The sequence below is a fragment of the Paracoccus luteus genome (assembly GCF_004522155.1).
Taxonomy (GTDB): Bacteria; Pseudomonadota; Alphaproteobacteria; order Rhodobacterales; family Rhodobacteraceae; genus Paracoccus; species Paracoccus luteus.
Genome location: NZ_SDEA01000003.1, coordinates 268,321 through 285,735 on the forward strand (window position 1 = coordinate 268,321; position 17,415 = coordinate 285,735).

16 protein-coding genes and 1 pseudogene are annotated in these 17,415 nt (G+C 70.0%); 10 read left to right on the top strand and 7 right to left on the bottom strand.

Going from position 1 to position 17,415, the window contains the following annotated elements:
- Positions 1-82 precede the first annotated feature (82 nt).
- Positions 83-1,135 carry an AbrB family transcriptional regulator gene (locus EPA64_RS06230; RefSeq protein WP_246026637.1) on the top strand — a complete coding sequence of 351 codons (1,053 nt, stop codon included), beginning with the start codon at positions 83-85 and terminating at the stop codon, positions 1,133-1,135.
- A 52-nt stretch (positions 1,136-1,187) separates the two neighbouring features.
- Here EPA64_RS06230 and EPA64_RS06235 read toward each other — a convergent pair.
- From EPA64_RS06235 to EPA64_RS16665, 6 genes and pseudogenes are all read right to left on the bottom strand, one after another.
- Positions 1,188-2,078 (bottom strand): annotated as a pseudogene (locus EPA64_RS06235) (D-2-hydroxyacid dehydrogenase family protein); the annotation flags it as partial.
- The gene (locus EPA64_RS06240; protein ID WP_134725366.1) at positions 2,075-3,166 is read right to left on the bottom strand and encodes a 4-oxalomesaconate tautomerase; all 1,092 of its coding nucleotides are present in this window, start codon (positions 3,164-3,166) and stop codon (positions 2,075-2,077) included. The pseudogene EPA64_RS06235 and the gene EPA64_RS06240, both read right to left, overlap by 4 nt.
- Positions 3,163-4,218, bottom strand: a complete 1,056-nt coding sequence (locus EPA64_RS06245) for an isocitrate/isopropylmalate dehydrogenase family protein (protein ID WP_134725367.1) — start codon at positions 4,216-4,218, stop codon at positions 3,163-3,165. The genes EPA64_RS06240 and EPA64_RS06245 overlap by 4 nt, the downstream gene beginning before the upstream one ends.
- Positions 4,219-4,223: 5 nt before the next feature.
- Positions 4,224-6,224: a tripartite tricarboxylate transporter permease gene (locus EPA64_RS06250; protein WP_134725368.1), complete on the bottom strand. Its 2,001-nt coding sequence runs from the start codon at positions 6,222-6,224 to the stop codon at positions 4,224-4,226.
- Positions 6,225-6,308: 84 nt separating this feature from the next.
- Positions 6,309-7,031, bottom strand: coding sequence for a type 2 periplasmic-binding domain-containing protein (locus EPA64_RS06255; protein ID WP_246026638.1), 723 nt, complete (start codon positions 7,029-7,031; stop codon positions 6,309-6,311).
- A gap of 22 nt (positions 7,032-7,053) precedes the next feature.
- Positions 7,054-7,416: a type 2 periplasmic-binding domain-containing protein gene (locus tag EPA64_RS16665; protein WP_246026639.1), complete on the bottom strand. Its 363-nt coding sequence runs from the start codon at positions 7,414-7,416 to the stop codon at positions 7,054-7,056.
- Positions 7,417-7,559: 143 nt separating this feature from the next.
- On the opposite strand from EPA64_RS16665, the gene EPA64_RS06260 reads away from it, so the two are divergent.
- From EPA64_RS06260 to EPA64_RS06300, 9 genes are all read left to right on the top strand, one after another.
- Positions 7,560-8,231 carry a response regulator transcription factor gene (locus EPA64_RS06260; protein ID WP_134725369.1) on the top strand — a complete coding sequence of 224 codons (672 nt, stop codon included), beginning with the start codon at positions 7,560-7,562 and terminating at the stop codon, positions 8,229-8,231.
- Positions 8,231-9,610, top strand: coding sequence for a sensor histidine kinase (locus EPA64_RS06265; protein WP_246026640.1), 1,380 nt, complete (start codon positions 8,231-8,233; stop codon positions 9,608-9,610). Before EPA64_RS06260 ends, EPA64_RS06265 begins: the two co-directional genes overlap by 1 nt.
- 250 nt (positions 9,611-9,860) lie before the next feature.
- Positions 9,861-10,505 carry an Lrp/AsnC family transcriptional regulator gene (locus EPA64_RS06270; protein ID WP_220443712.1) on the top strand — a complete coding sequence of 215 codons (645 nt, stop codon included), beginning with the start codon at positions 9,861-9,863 and terminating at the stop codon, positions 10,503-10,505.
- Positions 10,502-11,299 carry an ABC transporter substrate-binding protein gene (locus tag EPA64_RS06275; protein ID WP_134725371.1) on the top strand — a complete coding sequence of 266 codons (798 nt, stop codon included), beginning with the start codon at positions 10,502-10,504 and terminating at the stop codon, positions 11,297-11,299. Before EPA64_RS06270 ends, EPA64_RS06275 begins: the two co-directional genes overlap by 4 nt.
- A gap of 60 nt (positions 11,300-11,359) precedes the next feature.
- On the top strand, positions 11,360-12,028 hold the full coding sequence (locus tag EPA64_RS06280; RefSeq protein WP_134725372.1) for an amino acid ABC transporter permease: 669 nt from the start codon (positions 11,360-11,362) through the stop codon (positions 12,026-12,028).
- A 4-nt stretch (positions 12,029-12,032) separates the two neighbouring features.
- Positions 12,033-12,695: an amino acid ABC transporter permease gene (locus tag EPA64_RS06285; protein ID WP_134725373.1), complete on the top strand. Its 663-nt coding sequence runs from the start codon at positions 12,033-12,035 to the stop codon at positions 12,693-12,695.
- 19 nt (positions 12,696-12,714) lie between these two features.
- Complete coding sequence (locus EPA64_RS06290; RefSeq protein WP_134725374.1) at positions 12,715-13,440, top strand: amino acid ABC transporter ATP-binding protein; 726 nt, start codon at positions 12,715-12,717, stop codon at positions 13,438-13,440.
- A 5-nt stretch (positions 13,441-13,445) separates the two neighbouring features.
- Positions 13,446-14,708, top strand: a complete 1,263-nt coding sequence (locus EPA64_RS06295) for an NAD(P)/FAD-dependent oxidoreductase (protein ID WP_134725375.1) — start codon at positions 13,446-13,448, stop codon at positions 14,706-14,708.
- Entirely contained in the window at positions 14,705-16,042 is a 1,338-nt protein-coding gene (locus tag EPA64_RS06300) for an NAD(P)/FAD-dependent oxidoreductase (RefSeq protein WP_134725376.1), read from the top strand. Before EPA64_RS06295 ends, EPA64_RS06300 begins: the two co-directional genes overlap by 4 nt.
- A 66-nt stretch (positions 16,043-16,108) precedes the next feature.
- Here EPA64_RS06300 and EPA64_RS06305 read toward each other — a convergent pair whose 3' ends face one another.
- Complete coding sequence (locus EPA64_RS06305; RefSeq protein ID WP_134725377.1) at positions 16,109-17,401, bottom strand: NAD(P)/FAD-dependent oxidoreductase; 1,293 nt, start codon at positions 17,399-17,401, stop codon at positions 16,109-16,111.
- Positions 17,402-17,415: the final 14 nt, after the last annotated feature.

Below are 17,415 nucleotides of genomic sequence, written 5' to 3' on the forward strand. Positions count from 1 at the left end.
TGCACCATTGCCAAGCCCGTGCGTGACTTGTATCCCCGTGGATACATACGGATACATTCCCTGTCAAGGAGCGCGCCAGCCCGTGCAAAACCAACTGTTCCGCGGGATTGCGACGGTGGCGATCGCCCTTGCGGGGACTGCGGCCTTCCTGCTTCTCGCCCTGCCGCTGCCGTTCCTGTTCGGGCCGATGCTGGCCTGCCTGATCGCCGCGCTGGCGGGCGTCAGGCTGCGGGGGCTGGGGCAGGTCTCGGTGGGCGCCCGCACCATCCTGGGGGTCGCGGTGGGCGCCTCGATCACGCCCGAGGTGGTCGCCCGCATCCCGCAGATGATGCTCAGCGTGGCGCTGATCCCGGTCTATATCGCCCTGATCGCGCTGATCGGCGTGCCCTATTTCCGGCGCATGGGGTTCGATCCGGTGACGTCCTATTACGCCGCGATGCCGGGCGGGTTGCAGGACATGGTGATCTTCGGCACCGAGGCCGGGGGCGATCCGCGCGCGCTGTCGCTGATCCACGCCACCCGGGTCGCGATGATCGTGACCGTCGCCCCGATCCTGCTCAGCCTGGCCTACGGCGCGCCGCTGACCGGGGCCGTGGGCGCCCCCGCGGCCGACCTGCCGCCCGCCGAGATGGCGATCATGGCGGCCGCCGCGCTGATCGGCTGGAAGGGGGCCGAGCGGATCGGACTGTTCGGCGCGACGATCCTGGGCCCGATGATCGTGACCACGGTCCTTGCGCTGACGGACATCATCCACAGCCGCCCCCCGGCCGAGGCCATCCTTGCCGCGCAGTTCTTCATCGGGATCGGCATCGGCGTGAATTATGTCGGCGTCACCCTGCGGGAGCTGCGGCGGTTCGTGGCCAGCGGGCTGATCTTTGTGCTGATCCTTGCCGTCATCACGGGCCTGATGACCGAGGTCGTGACCCTGTTCGGGCTGGCCCAGGGGATCGAGGGCTTTCTTGCCTTCGCGCCCGGCGGTCAGGCGGAAATGACGGTGCTGGCGATCATCGTGGGCGCGGACCTGGGGTTCGTCGTCGTCCACCACCTGACGCGGATCGTTCTGGTGATCCTGGGCGCGCCGCTGGGCGCCCGGCTGGCCGTGCGGGCGCGCCGCAAGGGCCCGCCACCACGTTGACCGGACGACCCGCCGCAAAGGCCAGCATCTGGTCGGCGATGTCGGAAAACTGGCGGTCCAGTTCCTCGGCGGTGACAAAGCCGACATGCGGGGTGGCGATCACGCGGGGATGCGACAGCAGCGGATCGTCCGCGCGCGTCACCGGCTCGGCGTCGAAGACATCCAGCGCGGCCATGTCCGGCCGCCCCGCCTGCAAGGCCGCCAGCAGCGCGCCCGGCGCAATCAGCCCGGCGCGGGCGGTGTTCACCAGCACCGCGTCGGGCCGCATCAGGGCAAGGTCCGCCGCCGTGACGATCCCGCGCGTCTCGGGCACCAGCCGCAGGTGCAGGCTGAGGATGTCCGCACCGGCAAAGAACGCCTCGCGCGAATGCGCCACGGTTTCGCCGTCGGCGGCGGCCCCCGCGCGGCCCGCGTCCGATCCCCACCAGACGACCTTCATCCCGAAGGCGCGGGCATAGCCGGCGACCTGCCGGGCGATGCGCCCGTATCCGTAAAGGCCCAGCGTCCGGCCGCGCAATGTGCGGCCAAGGGCGGCGCCTGCCTGCCAGCGGCCGGCGTTGGCGGCGGCGAACTGGTCGGGCAATCGCCGCCACGCCGCCATCACCAGCGCCCAGGTCAGTTCGGCGGCCGCGTGGTTGACCGAACAGGGTGGATTGGCCGAGCAGAAGGTCACCCCGCGCGCCGCGCAGGCGGCAGCATCGACATGGGACCACGCGCCCCGCCCCGAGATCAGCCGCAGCCCCGGCAGCGCCGCCAGAAGCGTGTCCGTGATCCGCGTGCGTTCACGGAACAACGCGACCGCCTCGGCATCCGCCAGCCGGGCCGCCAGTTCCGCGCCGTCGGCGTGGTCCGTCCAGACCGTGACCTGATGCCCGTCCAGCTTGCGGAAACTGGGCAACCCGCGCAGCGCGTCGCCCCAGTCGTCCAGCAGGTGGATGTTCACCGCGCCCCGTCCCAGACCGTCGCGGGGACCATCACCTCGCCCCGCGCCAGCAGACGCGCGGTCCGCAGCAGCCCGGCCGATTTCAGCCGGAACCCGTCGGTCGCGTCATAGTCCACCGTCACGTCGATCTGGCCCGAGGGATGCTCGATCAGGACCAGCGCGGGCTGGCCTTGCGGCGGCTGCGCGACCCCGTGGGCCACGGTGCCGGGGGTCAGCAGGCACGAGGCGATGCATTGCGCCCCGGTCACGGCCATCGTCGGGTGGCAGTTCCGCGGCATGAAATAGCGCGCGGTCACGTGCCCGCCGTTCTGCGGCGGGGCCAGCAGGGTGAACTTGGGCGTGACCGACTGCGACACGTCGCCCATGCCCATCAGGCGTCCCGCCTCGCGTCGGATCGGCTCCATCCGTTCAAAGAACGCAAGGTTGGCGTCCAGCTCGGCCGCGCTTTCCAGCCCGGTCAGGCCGAAATCGGCGGCGCGTGCCATGACGACCGGCATGGCGACGTCCATGCAGGTGACCTCGATCCCGTCGATGACGTCGATCGCATTGCCCGTCGGCAGCAACGCGCCGGTATTCGAGCCGACGACATCCATGAAGTTGAGATAGATCGGCGCCGCCGTCCCCGGCACGCCGTCGATGGCGGCGTCGCCCGTATATTCGACCCGACCCCCGGGGGTGCGCACCACCGCCTCGACCCGCGCGCCGGTGTTGACGGAACGGATGCGGACGCGGGTCTCGTCCCCCTGCGGCGCGACCAGCCCCATCTCGATGGCGGCGGGGCCGACGCCGGACAGGATGTTGCCGCAGGTCGGCTTGAAATCGACCTGCCCGTCGGCGACGCTGACCTGCGCAAAGAAATAATCCACGTCGTCGTCGGCGCTGTCGGCCTGCGACAGCATGGCGACCTTGGTCGTTACCGCCGCGCCGCCGCCAAGGCCGTCGATGTTCAGCGGATGCCCGGAGCCCAGCGCGGCGACCAGCACCTGCGCCAGCACCTCGCGGTCCTCGGGCAGATCCTCGCGCCGGAAATACGGCCCGCGCGAGGTGCCGCCGCGGAAGAAATGGAACGGAATGGCTGTCTGCGTCATGGTGCCCGGTCTCTGATCAGGGATGCGATGTGATTGCCGAAGGCGGCGCAGCCAAGCGCGCCGCCAAGGTCGGCGGTTCGGGTGGCGGGGCTGGCCAGCGCCCGGTCCAGCGCGGAATCGATGGCCGCCGCCGCGTCCGCCGCGCCCAGATGCGCCAGCAGCATGGCGGCCGAGCCGATCAGCGACACCGGGTTCGCCCGGTCCTGCCCGGCGATGTCGGGGGCCGATCCGTGCTGCGCCTGCGCCACGGCGAAATCGGGGCCAAGGTTCAGCGACGCCGCCAGCCCCAGCCCGCCCGAAAGCTCGGACGCGAGGTCGGACAGGATGTCCCCGAACATGTTGGTCGTGACGATGACGTCAAAGCGGCCGGGATCGCGCACCAGCAGAGCCGCGGCGGCATCGACCAGCACCTCCTCATAGGCGATGCCGGGATGGTCGGCGGCGACGGCGCGCACCTCGGACAGGAACAGCCCGTCCGACAGGCGCATCACGTTGGCCTTGTGGATGGCCGCCACCTTGCGCGCCGGGCGGCGTTCGGCCAGCGCAAAGGCGGCCTTGGCGATGCGGCGGCTGGCGCGGGCGGTGATCTTGCGCATGGCCAGCGCGACGCCCGGTTCCACCATGAACTCGCCGGGGCCCGAGGCCATGTTCCGGTCGGCGTAAAATCCTTCGAGGTTCTCGCGCACGATCACCAGATCGACCGGCCTCGTGATGGGGTGGCGGACGCCGTCGCGGCTGCGGGCGGGGCGGATGTTGGCGTAAAGGTCCAGCTCGCGCCGCAGCACGCCCGAGGGGTTCCGCCCGCCCTGGCTGACGGGCGGATAGATGTTGTGCGACACCGGGCCAAGGATCACCCCGTCGGCAGCTTTCGCCGCGGCGATCACGGCGTCGGGGATGGTCGTCCCCTCGGCCGCCAGCGCGGTCAGTCCGATCTCGCGGCGGTCGAGGTCCAGCCCCGGCCCCCAGGTCTCCGAGGCCGCCGCAAGGACGGCCTCGGTCGCGGACAGGATTTCGGGGCCGATGCCGTCGCCGGGCAGGCAGAGGAGCCGCATCCCCGTCACCTCAGCGGCCAGGGCAGATCGACCATCGACTGCAGCACGCCCGACGGAAAGTTCAGGTTCAGCGCATAGGCGACCCCGATCACCCCGGCCAGCGCCCAGCCGGCCATGACGAACGCCCGCGCCCAGGTCGAACCGACCCGCTGCCGCATGAAGGCGACCATGAACAGACCGACCGCGATCACGAAGCCGAACAGCGAGGCCAGCCCGACAAGCGCGGCCAGCCAGATGATGCCGTTCCACGCCGAACCGGCCGGCATCTGGCCGTCGGCGCCGGTCTGGCGTTCCTGATCGTAAAGCGCCGGCGCGCCGCGGTCCGCATAGACCAGCTTCCACAGCAGCATCAGCCCGGTGAGGATGCCCACCGCCGCCATGACGCCGGGGAAGATCGCCCCCAGGAACGACTGCCCAAGCGCATCCCAAAGCCCCACGGCCAGGAACAGCACCATCGCGGCCGCAAAGGCGAACTGCGGGCGGCGGGCCGCGCGGGCGGCCTCGGCGTCGGTGTGGTGGTGCAGGTCCAGCTCGCCCAGTTCGACGCTTTCATCGACGCGGTTCTTCAGCCCGAAGAAGACCGAAACCGCGATGATGGCCGCGATGATCAGCACGCCGGGCTGGACCAGGAAGCTCCAGCCGTTGAACTGCACTGCCTGATACAGATAGGTCTCGGCCTGCGGGGCCAGCACATAGCCGATCAGCAGCGCCGGACGCGGCCAGCCGAAACGCTTCATGAACACGCCGACGACGCCCAGCACCAGCAGGGCCACCAGATCCTCAAGCGACCGGGTGGACTGGAACGCCGCAAAGCTGACCATGACGAACATGAACGGCGCCAGCAGCTGGAACGGGATGCGCGTCAGCCCGGCGATCGGCTTGGACAGCAGCGCGCAGATGCCCGCACCGAAGATGTTGGCCAGCGCCAGTGTCCAGATGATCGTATAGGTCAGGTTCAGGTCGGTGGTGACCATCGACGGCCCCGGCTCGACCCCGATCAGGATCATGCCGCCCAGGAACACCGCCATCGACCCCGAACCCGGGATGCCGAACAGCAGCGTCGGCAGCATCGCGCCGCCGGTCATGGCGTTGTTGGCGCTTTCGGGGGCGATCACGCCGCGCACGTCGCCCTTGCCGAACTGGCTGCTGTCCTTGGTCGTCTGCACGGCATGGCCATAGGCGATCCAGTCCACGACCGATCCGCCAAGGCCCGGGATCACGCCGACGATGCAGCCCACGGCCGAGCAGCGCAGGCTGAGAAACCAGTTCTGCGCCCAGTCGCGGAACCCCTGCCCCCAGCCCTTGCCCAGCGGCGCCTCGCGCGCGATGGCCTGGTTGGTGCGCAGCAGGTCCACGATCTCGGGGATGGCAAAGATGCCCATGCCGACGACGACCAGCGGCACGCCGTCGTAAAGATAGAAGATGTCGAACACCATGCGGAACTCGCCGGTGGCGGGGGCGCCCCCGATCGAACCCAGGATCAGGCCGACCGCGCAGGCCGTCAGGCCCTTGACGATGCTGCGCCCCGCCAGCACCGCGACCATCGACAGGCCCAGCAGCGCCAGCATGAACAGCTCGGGCGAGCCGAAGGCCAGGATGATCGGCCGGGCGATCAGCACGAACACCGTCAGCACCAGCGCGCCGAACACGCCCCCGAACATCGACGAGATGAAGGCCGCCGACAGCGCCCGCGCCGCCTGCCCCTTCTTGGCCATCGGGAACCCGTCCAGAACCGTCGCCTGGCTGGACGAGCCGCCGGGAATCCCCATCAGGATCGAGGAGAAGGTGTCGCCGGTCGGCATGATCGCCAGAAGGCCGATCAGCATGGCCAGCGCGGACACCTGGTCCATGCCGTAGATGAACGGCACCAGCAGCGACAGCCCGGCGATGCCGCCAAGCGCGGGCAGGATGCCGATAACAAGGCCGACCGAGATGCCGAGCATCATATAGGCGAGATGCTGGAAACTCAGCAGGTTGGTCAGCGATGACAAAAGGATTTCAGTCACGAAGCTCTCCGATGCCCGGTTGCTTTCGATGCAGCGCGCGACATGGAAGGCCCCGCAGGGCCTTCCCGTCGGCGCGCATGAGGATCACTCCTCGCCCAGCTTGACGCCATAGTCGGTGGACAGGACGTCGACCACGGTCTTGCGCACGTCGTCCTCGATGGTCGTGCCGCGCTGATACAGCGCGTCGGCAAGGGCGCCGGTGACCTGATCATAGTCGCCCAGCACCGCCTCGGCCGAGGCTTGATAGGCGGGGTCCGCCTTCATGTCCTCGAAGGCTTTCTGATAGGCCGCGACGATGTCGGCGGGCGTGTCCTTGGGGACCACCACCATCTTCTGCGCCGGGAAACCGGCGGCGAAGAACGCGAAATAGGCGTCGTATTCCGGCCCCGACGGCGCGTTGCCGGTCAGCATCTGATAGGCTTCGCCGAAATGCGGCAGGTCCGGGAAGGTCGGGTCGCGCACCGGCTCGCCCGCTTCGTTCAGCACGCCCCAGGAAAACAGCGGGACCGCGGTCCCCGCGTCCACCAGCGGCTGCACGTTCTTGAGATAGGCCGACGAGGTCTGATAGTCGATGTTCGTCTCGCCACGCTCGAACGCAAGGCGGCCGTCGCCGCGGCCCTTGAAGCCGAAGACGTGCTGGGTTTCCAGCCCCATCAGCCGGAACGCCAGCAGCGGCACCAGATCCAGCGAGGTCGCGCCCTGGCTGGCATAGACCAGCTTTTGCCCCCTGAGCTTGGCGATGTCCTGCGGCCCGGTCAGGCCCAGCGACGGGGTGGTATAGACCACGCCGCCGGTCGGCGCGACCATCAGCGGGGTCCAGTCCTGATATTCATAGCGCGCGCGGGTCTTTCAGCAGATAGGGAAACTGCGTGGATGCCGAGGTGCCCAGGATCGTCAGCCCGTCGGGCCGCGCGCGGGTGGCAAAGACGTTGGCGCCCTTGGTGGACCCGCCGCCCGGTTCGTTCACGACGACCACGGTCGGGTTGCCCGGCAGGTATTTCTGCAAAAGCGGGGCGTTGAACCGGGCCCAGGTGTCCGACCCGCCGCCCGGCGAGAACGGAATGATGAACTCGATCGTCTTGCCCTTGAAGTCGGCCTCGGCGGCGGCGACCTGCGGGACCGCGGCGGCGACCATCGTCGCGGCAACCATCCCCAGCAGGCCGCGACGGCCGATCACGTTGGAAAACGTCATGCACTCTCCTCCTGACATTGCAATCCGTGCGCGCCCTCCCAGACACGGCACGGGCCGGGTTGACTCGATGGCCCCGGCGCTCCTACTCGCTTGATAGGGCGTCTTCCTGTCCGAAACCTGTCAACCCGGACCATCATGCCGCCATGCGCGTCGTTCTTGTCGAGGACAATCTGCCGCTGGCCCAGGGCATCAGCAACGCGCTGATCGACCAGGGCCATGCCGTGGACTGCCTGCACGACGGCCAGTCGGGCGACGACTTTCTGCGCACCTCGGATTTCGACCTGGCCATCGTCGATGTGAACCTGCCGCAGATGACGGGGATCGAGCTGATCCGCGCCCTGCGCAGCCGCGGCAACACCAATCCGGTCCTCGTCCTGAGCGCGCGCGACAAGGTGTCGGACCGCGTGGCCGGCCTGAACGCCGGTGCGGACGACTATCTGGTCAAGCCGTTCGAGATGGAGGAGCTGCTGGCCCGGCTGCGCGCCCTGTCGCGGCGGCGGCCGGCCATGCTGCCGGATTCCGAACAGCTGGGCGATCTGGTCTATGACCGCGGCCAGCGCCAGGTCCGCTTGCGCGGCGAGCCGCTGGACCTTCCGCGGCGCGAACTTGCGCTGTTCGAGCTGTTGCTGGACCACAAGGGGCGGCTTTTGTCCAAGTCCCAGATCGCCGACGCGCTTTACGGCACCGGCACCGTGGTCGAGCCGAATGCGGTCGAGCTGGTGGTGTCGCGCCTGCGGCGCAGGATCGACGGGCATGGCGTGACCATCAGGACGGCGCGCGGGCTTGGCTATCTGATGCACAGCTCTGGCGTCTGATGCGCCTGTCGCTGCGCGCGCGGATCTTCCTGATCCTGATGGTGCCGCTGGTGCTGGTGGCCGCCGCCGCGGGCGCGCTGCGCCACGTGCAGGCCGATCGCATGGTGGCGCAGCTTTACGACAACACCCTGCTGACGGTGGCCTATACCATCTCGCGCGACGTCATCGGCAGCGAGGGCGACCTGTTGACCGAGGCGCTGCTGGACAAGCTGACGCGCGCCCTGGGCGATCCGGTCTATTACCGGGTCAGCGCGCCGGGCGGCGGGTTCGTCACCGGCTATTCCTCGACCCCCGCCCTGCCGCCGGGGGCCGAGGTGCCGGGCGGGGTTCCCGTCTTTTACGACAGCGTCGCCGATGGCCGCCCGGTCCGCGTGGTCGTCCTGCGCGAGTTCATCTCGGACCCGCAGTTCGACGGCTGGACCACCGTGACCGTCTGGCAGACCGTCCGGCAGCGCGAGGCGATGGCCCGCCGCTTCGGGCAGGAATCGGCGGTCCTGCTGACGTCCGTGGTCGCGGCCGCCGGGCTGTTGCTGTGGTTCGGCATCCAGGTCGGGCTGAAGCCGCTGCACGACGTCCGCGACGCCATCGGCCGACGGTCGGCCGACGATCTGCAGCCCATCCGGCGCTGGGTGCCCCCGGAACTGACCAGCATCGTGGCGACCGCCAATTCGCTGTTCGCGCGGCTTTCGGCGGGGTTCGCGCTGCGCGACAGCTTTATCGCCGATGCCGCCCACCAGATCCGCAACCCCGTGGCCGCGCTGCAGTCGCAGGCCGAGGCGGCACTGCTGGCGCCCGCGTCCACCGACGTCCGGCCGCGCGTCGCCGAAATGACCGCGACCGTCCGCCAGCTGGGGCGGCTGACCAACCAGCTGCTGTCGATGGAACGCATCAAGGAAGGCGCGCTGCGGGCCGATTTCCGCCCCGTCGATCTGGACCGGCTGGCCCGCCAGCAGACCACCCGTCTGGCCGAGGTTCTGCTGCCGCGCGGGGTGACGGTGTCGTTCGACCGGGCGGGCCAGCCGGCGCCGGTGCTGGGCGACCCGGTGATGCTGGACGAGATGATCCAGAACCTGCTGGACAACGCGGTCAAATACGGCATCGCCGACGATGGCAGCCTGTCGGTCCGGCTGGATTATGGCCCCGCGCAGGTCGCGATGATCATCGCCGACAGCGGGCCGGGGATCCCCCCCGAGGTGCGCGAGCGGGTCTTTGACCGGTTCTTCCGCGTCTCGGACGCGGGCCCCGACGGGTCCGGCCTCGGCCTGGCCATCGTCAGGGACGTGGCCGAGGCCCACGGCGGACAGGCCGTCGTCCGCGACGTGCCGGCCGGCTGCCGGATCGACGTGATCCTGCCGCTTGTCGGGCCGGTGGAGCGATAGCGGCCAAGGGCGTGAAGGACGTCGGCAGACCTGCCGCCGCGGGGTCGCCGATGGCGCAGAAAGGCGGGCAGGACGACGGCAGACCTGCCGCCGAGGGGTCGCCGCTGGTGTGGCACGCAGGATGACCCCGCCTTCCCTTCCGGGCGACCCGCCGCCGCCTTGGGCGGGGGCGCGCGACCGTCCCGGCGGCCATGAAGACCTTGCCCCGCCCGCGCGAAATCCATTGCCCGGACTTTCCCATCGGAAAGTCTTGACAGGCCAGATCATCCCCCAGAAAGATCGCCGTGTCGGCTGGCAACTGGGCAAGACCATGCGGGAGGTGTTCGACAAGCTTGACCGCAGGCTGTCGCGGCTGCTGGCCGAGAACGGGGGCGCCTCGGTCAACGAACTGGCGACCCGGCTGCAGATCAGCCCGCCCACCGTGCGCGCCCGGCTGAAGTCGCTGGTGGAACGCAACCTGCTGAAGATCGTCGGCGTGCTGAACGTCTCGGAACGCCCGGAACTGATCAGCGCCATCATCGGCATCCACGCGAACGGCCAGGGCACGCTGAACGAGATCGCGCGGCGGATGGCGCGGTTGCCCTTTGTGACCTCGGTCAGCATCGTGACCGGGCGCTATGACATCATCGCCGAAGTCCTGATCGAGGGCGACATGGAGGATCTTTACCGCGTCACCAGCGAGCTTTTGCCCGGCCTTGCCGAACCCGGCGCGATCCGGGGCAGCGAGACTTTCGTGGTGATGAAGTCGCACAACCGCTGGCTGGGCGTCCCGAAAGGCGTCTGGGAAGAGGCCGCGGACCCGCCGCCCCGTGGCAGGGGCGGCCGGGACCGGCCCGCAGGGAAACACGAGGGCGGAGCGTCTCCGACCCTCGCAACAGGGGAGAAGGAAAGATGACAAGCCTCAATGCGCTCGCATGTGCCGCGATACTGGCGGGCACGGCGGCGGTGGCCGCGCCGGCGGCGGCGGGAACGCTGGACGACATTCTGGCGCGCGGCGAATTGCGGGTGGCGGTGCAGACGCAGGGCCCCCCGTTCTCGTTCATGGACAAGAACGGCCAGCGCAGCGGCAGCGCCATCGAGCTGACCACGCTGATGGCCGAGGAGATGGGCGTGAAGGTCGTCTATCTCGACTTTGACTGGGACGGGCTGCTGCCCGCGCTGATGTCGGGCAAGGCCGACATGCTGGCCGCCGACATGACGCCGACGCTGGCCCGCGCGACCAAGGTCGCCTTCACCAAGCCGTTCATGTATGTCGGCGCCGTCGCCTTCGCCAAGCAGGGCGGCGACATCGCCTCGGTCGAGGATTGCAGGAAGCCCGGCGCAACGGTCGCGGTCCTGCTGGGATCGACCGGCGAAAAGCTGGCGCCCTCCGTGTTCCCCGAGGCCGAGATCAAGTCCTTCAAGGGCGGCGGCACGCTGATCCTGGACGCGGTCGCCTCGGGTCAGGCAAGCTGCGGGCTGAACGACAACTCGGCCGTCAAGGCGCAGGCGGCGGCCTATCCCGAGGGCACCTTCACCATCTTCGACGAGATGCTGTCCAAGGAGCCGCTGGCCTATGCCGTGCGCTACGACTCGATGGACCTGCTGACCTGGGGCAACCTGTTCATCGACACCGTGGCGCTGGACGGGCGGCTTGAGGCGAACCTGGATTACTGGGTCAACTCGGACGCCTGGAAGGCCGACCACTGACCCTGACGCGGCATCGCGGCCCGCCGCGGTGCCGCCCCTTTCGGCAACCGACGGTGAGACATGCTGGGCGGACTGAACACGCGCGTGATGATGGAATACCTGCCGGAGATCTGGCAGGGCTTCCTTGCGACGCTGTTTCTGTCCGCCGCCAGCTTTGCCGGGGCGATGGTGCTGGGGGTCATCGCCTGCGCGCTGACCATCCAGCCGCTGCGCTGGCTGCGCGCGCCCGCGGTGGTCTATGTCGATGCGATCCGCGCGACGCCGCTGCTGGCGCAGCTGTATTTCCTCTACTTCGGGCTGCCCCGGCTGGGGGTCGTGCTGCCCGAAATGATGATCGGCATCATCGCGCTGTCGCTGAACTCGGGCGCCTACATGGCCGAGATCATCCGGTCGGGCATCCTGTCGATCCCCCGCGGCCAGGTCGAGGCGGGGATGAGCACGGGGCTGAGTTACCTGCAACGGATGCGGCTGATCGTGCTGCCGCAGGCGCTGCGCACCACGGTGTCGCCGGTGATCGGCCAGACCATCGTGCTGGTCAAGGACAGCTCGCTGTTGTCGCTGATCTCGGTGGTGGAACTGACGCGGGCGGGCCAGCGCATCGCCATCGACCGCTTCATGCCGGTCGAGGGGCTGGTGGCCACGGCGCTGGGGTATCTGGTGCTGTATTACGCGCTGAAATCGGCCGCCGGGGCATGGCAGGTCCGCAACAGCATTCCGGGGCGGGGATAGGCGGATGTTCTGGTTCTATCTCGAACGCGTCCTGGGTTACTGGCCGGTCCTGCTGAAGGGTCTGGGGATGACCATCGGCCTGTCGCTGCTGTCGCTGGTGATCGGCGTGGCCATCGGCTTTGCCTTCGGCATCATCCGCGCCGGCCGCAACCGCTGGCTGTCGCGGGCCCTTGGCCTTTACATCGACCTGTTCCGCGCGACGCCGTTCCTGGTGCAGGTGTTCATCGTCTTCTTCATCCTGCCGGTGATCGGGATCGAGCTTTCGGCATTTGCCGCGGGCGTCGTCGCGCTGTCGAACATGGCCGCGTGTTTCATCGGCGAGATCGTCGCGGCGGGGCTGAAGGCGGTGCCCGCCGGCCAGCGCGAGGCCGCGCTGGCGTCGGGCATGACCCGCGCCCAGCAGATGCGGCTGGTGGTGATGCCGCAGGCGGTGCGCATCATAACGCCCTCGCTGGTCGGCCAGTTCGTGCTGCTGATCAAGGATTCGTCCGTCGTCTCGGCCATCGGGCTGCTGGACCTGACACGCGCGGGCTGGCTGATCGTGCAGTCGGTGCCGAACGGGTTGCTGGTCTTCGGCATCATCGGGATCGGCTATTTCATCATCTGCTATCCGCTGATCTGGCTGTCGCGCCGGTTGGAACGCCGCAGCCAGGCCGCCTTCCTGTGACTTTGGGACACCCGCACGCATGATCGATTTCTCTGGCGTCAACAAATGGTTCGGCCCGCTGCATGTCCTGCAGGACATCAGCCTGACCGTGGCCAAGGGCGAGGTCGTGGTGGTCTGCGGCCCGTCGGGGTCGGGGAAAAGCACGCTGATCCGCTGCATCAACGGGCTGGAGCCGTTCCAGTCCGGCAGGCTGATCGTCGATGGCGCCGATCTGGCCAACCGCAAGGCGTTGCGCGCGCTGCGGATGGAGGTCGGCTTCGTCTTCCAGAGCTTCAACCTTTATCCCCACAAGACGGCGCTGGAAAACGTGACGCTGGCGCCGATCCATGTGCGGCGGCTGGGCCGCGCGCAGGCCGAGGAAAGGGGCCGGGCGCTGCTGGAAAAGGTCGGCCTCGGCGACAAGATGGGCAGCTATCCGCACCAGCTTTCGGGCGGCCAGCAGCAGCGCGTGGCGATCGCGCGGTCGCTGTGCATGCAGCCCAAGATCATGCTGTTCGACGAGCCGACCAGCGCGCTGGACCCCGAGATGATCAACGAGGTGCTGGACGTGATGGTCAGCCTTGCGCGCGAGGGGATGACGATGATGGTGGTGACGCACGAGATGGGGTTCGCCCGCAAGGTCGCCGACCGGGTGATCTTCATGGACCGCGGCGCCATCGTGGAGACCGCGCCGCCGGAAATGTTTTTCACCGCACCGGCCCACGCACGGACGCGCGATTTCCTCGGCAAGATCCTGCAGCACTGATCCCGATGATGAACCCCGCCGCGCCGCAGGACATCGCCGTGATCGGCGCGGGCCTTGTCGGGTCGGCCTGCGCGCTGGCGCTGGCGGCGGACGGGCACCGGGTCACGATCTATGACCCCGATCCGCCGGGCGCGGGCACCTCGTCGGGGAACGCGGGCGGGATCGTGACCGGGGCGGTGGTGCCGACCGCGACGCCGCAGGTGCTGCGGGCGCTGCCTGCTTACGTGCTGGACCGCAACGGCCCCGCCGTGCTGCGGCTGCGCCATGCGTCCCGCGCGCTGCCTTGGCTGTGGCGGTTCATCCGCGCGGGCCGCCCGGCCGAGGTCGCGCGGATTGCCGCCGCGCTGTGGCCGCTGGTGGACGCCAGCCTTGCCGCGCACCGGCATCTGGCCGCGCTGGCGAATGCGGCCGGCATGATCACCGACGAGGGCTGGCTGAAGGTCTATGCGTCCGACGCCGAGTTCGCGGCCACCGCCCCCGACCGCGCCCTGATGGACCGCTGCGGCGTCCGTTATCAGGTGCTGGACCGGGACGGGGTGATGGCGCTGGAGCCGGGCCTGAACCCCGATCTGGCGCCGATCGGGCTGCACCAGCCGGAAAGCGGTTTCGTGCGCGATCCGCGCGGGCTGGCGCAGTCCCATGCCGATGCGGCCTGCGCGCGCGGCGCGCGGCATCTGCGCCAGCGGGTGCGCGGCGTCGCCCGCCGCCCGGATGGCGTGACGGTCCATGCCGACGACGGGCCACAGGACTTCGACCGGCTGGTGATCGCGGCGGGGGCGTGGTCGGCCAGGCTGGCCCGGCAGTTGGGCGACCGCGTGAGCCTGGATACCGAGCGCGGCTATCACATCGGCTTCGGCCCGCAGACCGCCGGGCTGCTGCGGCGTCCGGTCGGGCTGCCCGCCCTGGGGATGGTGCTGTCGCCGATGCGGGGCGGCTTGCGGCTGGTCAGCGGCGACGAACTGGCCGGGCTGACCGCACCGCCCGATTTCCGCCGCATCCGGGCGCTGGTGCCGGCGGCGCAACGCGCGGTGCCGGGGCTGAGGGGTCAGCCGGTGGCCAGCGAATGGATGGGGTTCAGGCCGTCAACCCCCGATTCGCTGCCGGTGATCGGGGTCTCGCCGCAGGGGGCGCGGGTGGTCCACGCCTTCGGCCACGGCCATCTGGGCCTCACGCTGGCGGCGATCACGGCGCTGATGGTCGCCGACGCCGTCGCAGGCCGGCCGCCGCGCGTGGACCCCGCCCCCTACGGCATCGGCAGGTTCCGATGACCGGCTTTCCGATCACGCTGGCCGCGCCCCGCGAACACCACGGCCCCCTGCCCGACGCGGTGGACGTCACAGTCATCGGCGGCGGCATCATCGGGCTGATGGCGGCCTGGGCGCTGGCGCGCGAAAGCCAGCGGGTGTTGTTATGCGAAAAGGGCCGCATGGCGGGCGAGCAGTCGGGCCGCAACTGGGGCTGGGTGCGCCAGCAGGGCCGCGATCTGGCCGAGCTGCCGATGATGATCGACGCGTTGCGGCTGTGGCGCGACCTGCCGCCGGGGCTGCGTCAGGCGGCGGGGTTCCGGCAGACCGGCATCACCTATCTGGCGCGGACCGAGGCGCAGCTTGCCGCCTATCAACGCTGGCTGGACGGCGCCCGGCCCCACGGCGTCGACACGGTGCTGCTGTCGCGCCGGCAGACGGAAACGATGCTGCCGAACGCCGCCGGCTGGATCGGTGCGCTGCACACGCCGTCCGACGGGCAGGCCGAGCCGCTGGCCGCCGTCCCCGCGCTGGCCCGCGCCGCCGCGGCCGATGGCGTCACGATCCGCGAGGGGTGCGCGGTGCGCGGCCTGCACCTGTCGGCGGGACAGGTCGCCGGGGTCGAGACCGAGGCCGGGCCGGTGCGCTGCACCCGCGTCATCCTCGCCGCAGGCGCATGGTCGGCGCTGTTCCTGCGTGCGCATGGGCTGTCCCTGCCGCAGCTTGCCGTGACCTCCAGCGTCAGCGTCACCGGGCCGCTGCCCGAGCTGCTGCCGGGTGCTGCCGCCGACGACCGTTTCGCCATCCGCAGGCGCGGCGACGGCGGCTATACGCTGACCCCCTGGTCGCGGCACGAGTTTCACATCGGACCGGCCGCCTTCCGGCACCTGCTGCCGTTCCTGCCGCAGTTCCTGGCCGACCCCGCCAGCACCCGGTTCCGCATGGCCGCGCCCAAGGGCTTCCCCGACGCATGGCGCACCCCGCGGCGCTGGCGCCTTTCGTCCGCCACCCCGTTCGAGACCTGCCGCATCCTCGACCCGCAACCCGACCGGCGCGCGCTGGACGGGATCAGGCGATGTTTCGCCGACGCCTTCCCCGACATCGGCCTGCCGCCGATCGGTCGGACATGGGCGGGCATGATCGACGTCACCCCGGATTCGCTGCCGGTGATCGACCATGCGCCGATCCCCGGCCTGATCGTCGCCACGGGGATGAGCGGCCACGGCTTCGGCATCGGTCCCGGCGTCGCCGGACCGCTGGCCGACCTGGCGATGGGGCGGGCGCCGCGGCACGATCTGTCGGCCTTTCGCTGGGGCAGGTTCGGGCGCTTTCGGCAGCGACCCTCGACCGCGATCTGAGCGGGGCGGGAGACCTTCTGCCAAGCGTTTCCGCCGCCCGCCCTTGCCGCCGCCCGCCTGCCTTCCCTAGCGCCCCAGACGATCCTGCAGACGCGACCACGCCACGGTCGCGATCACCGCGGGCTTTCGCATGAAGTGGAACGGGATCGGGCGCGGCGGCGTCACGGGATAGTCCAGTTCGTCCGCGGGCGTGTCGGTTGCCCAGTCGGCCAGAACCTTGCCCATCGCCGAGGCGACCGCGACGCCGCGCCCGTTATAGCCCATCGCCGCCATCACGCCCGGCGCGACCAGGCTGAGGTGCGGATAGTGGTCCGCCGTCATGGCGACATAGCCGCCCCAGGCATAGCGCCAGGGAATGTCCCGCAGTTCGGGATACAGCTTGACCGAGGCGTCGCGCAGCACCTGCATCTGGCGGCTGGTGGCCCCGGCCGAATAGTTGCCGCGCCCGCCCATGACGAACCGTCCCGCCGCGTCCTTGCGGAAATACACCAGCAGCCGGCGCGCGTCCGAGGCCGAATGGCCCTGCGGCAGGATGCGCCCGGCGATCTCGGGCGGCAGGATGCCGGTCGCGACCTGGACCGAGCGGATCGGCACCACGGTGCGCTCCATCGGCGGCACGACGGCCGAGGTATAGCCGTTCGTGCAGACCAGCACCTTGCGCGCCCGCACCTCGCCGGCCGGGGTGCGCAGCAGGTGCCCCGCCCCCTGCGTCTCGTGCGCGGTCACGCGGCTGCCGCCGTGGACGGTCGCGCCCGCCCGGATCGCCGCATGGGCCAGCCCCAGCGCATAATTCAGCGGATGCAGATTGCCGCCGCGTTCGTCGATCATCGCCCCGCGATACAGGTCCGTTCCCAGCAGCGCCGCCGTCGTGTCCCGGTCCAGCATCCGCAGCGGCGCGCCGCGCCGGGTCCACTGTTCGACCCGGCGACGGACCACCGCGTCGGCCGCGTCGTTGTGGACCGGCTGGATCCAGCCGGTCTGGCGGGCGTCGCAGTCGATCCCCAGCCGCGCCACCAGATCAAAGACGAACTGCCCCGCGCCCCCCGACAGGGCGACCATCCGGCCGCCGACGCGGGGGCCGAACTGCGCCTCGATGGTGTCGGGGTCTTCCTTGAGGCCGGGGTTGACCTGCCCGCCGTTCCGCCCCGACGCCCCCCATCCGGGCGAGTGGGTGTCCAGAACGATGACGCGCTGCCCGCGCTCGGCCAGATGCAGCGCGGCGGAGAGGCCCGTATAGCCCGCCCCGATCACCGCCACGTCGCAATCCGCGCGGCCCCGCAGCGGCGGGCAGTCGGGCGCGGGATTCGCCGTCGCCGTCCACAGCGAGTTGGCGATCACGTCCTCTTCGTTCTCGATCATCTCTGGCGTCCCTT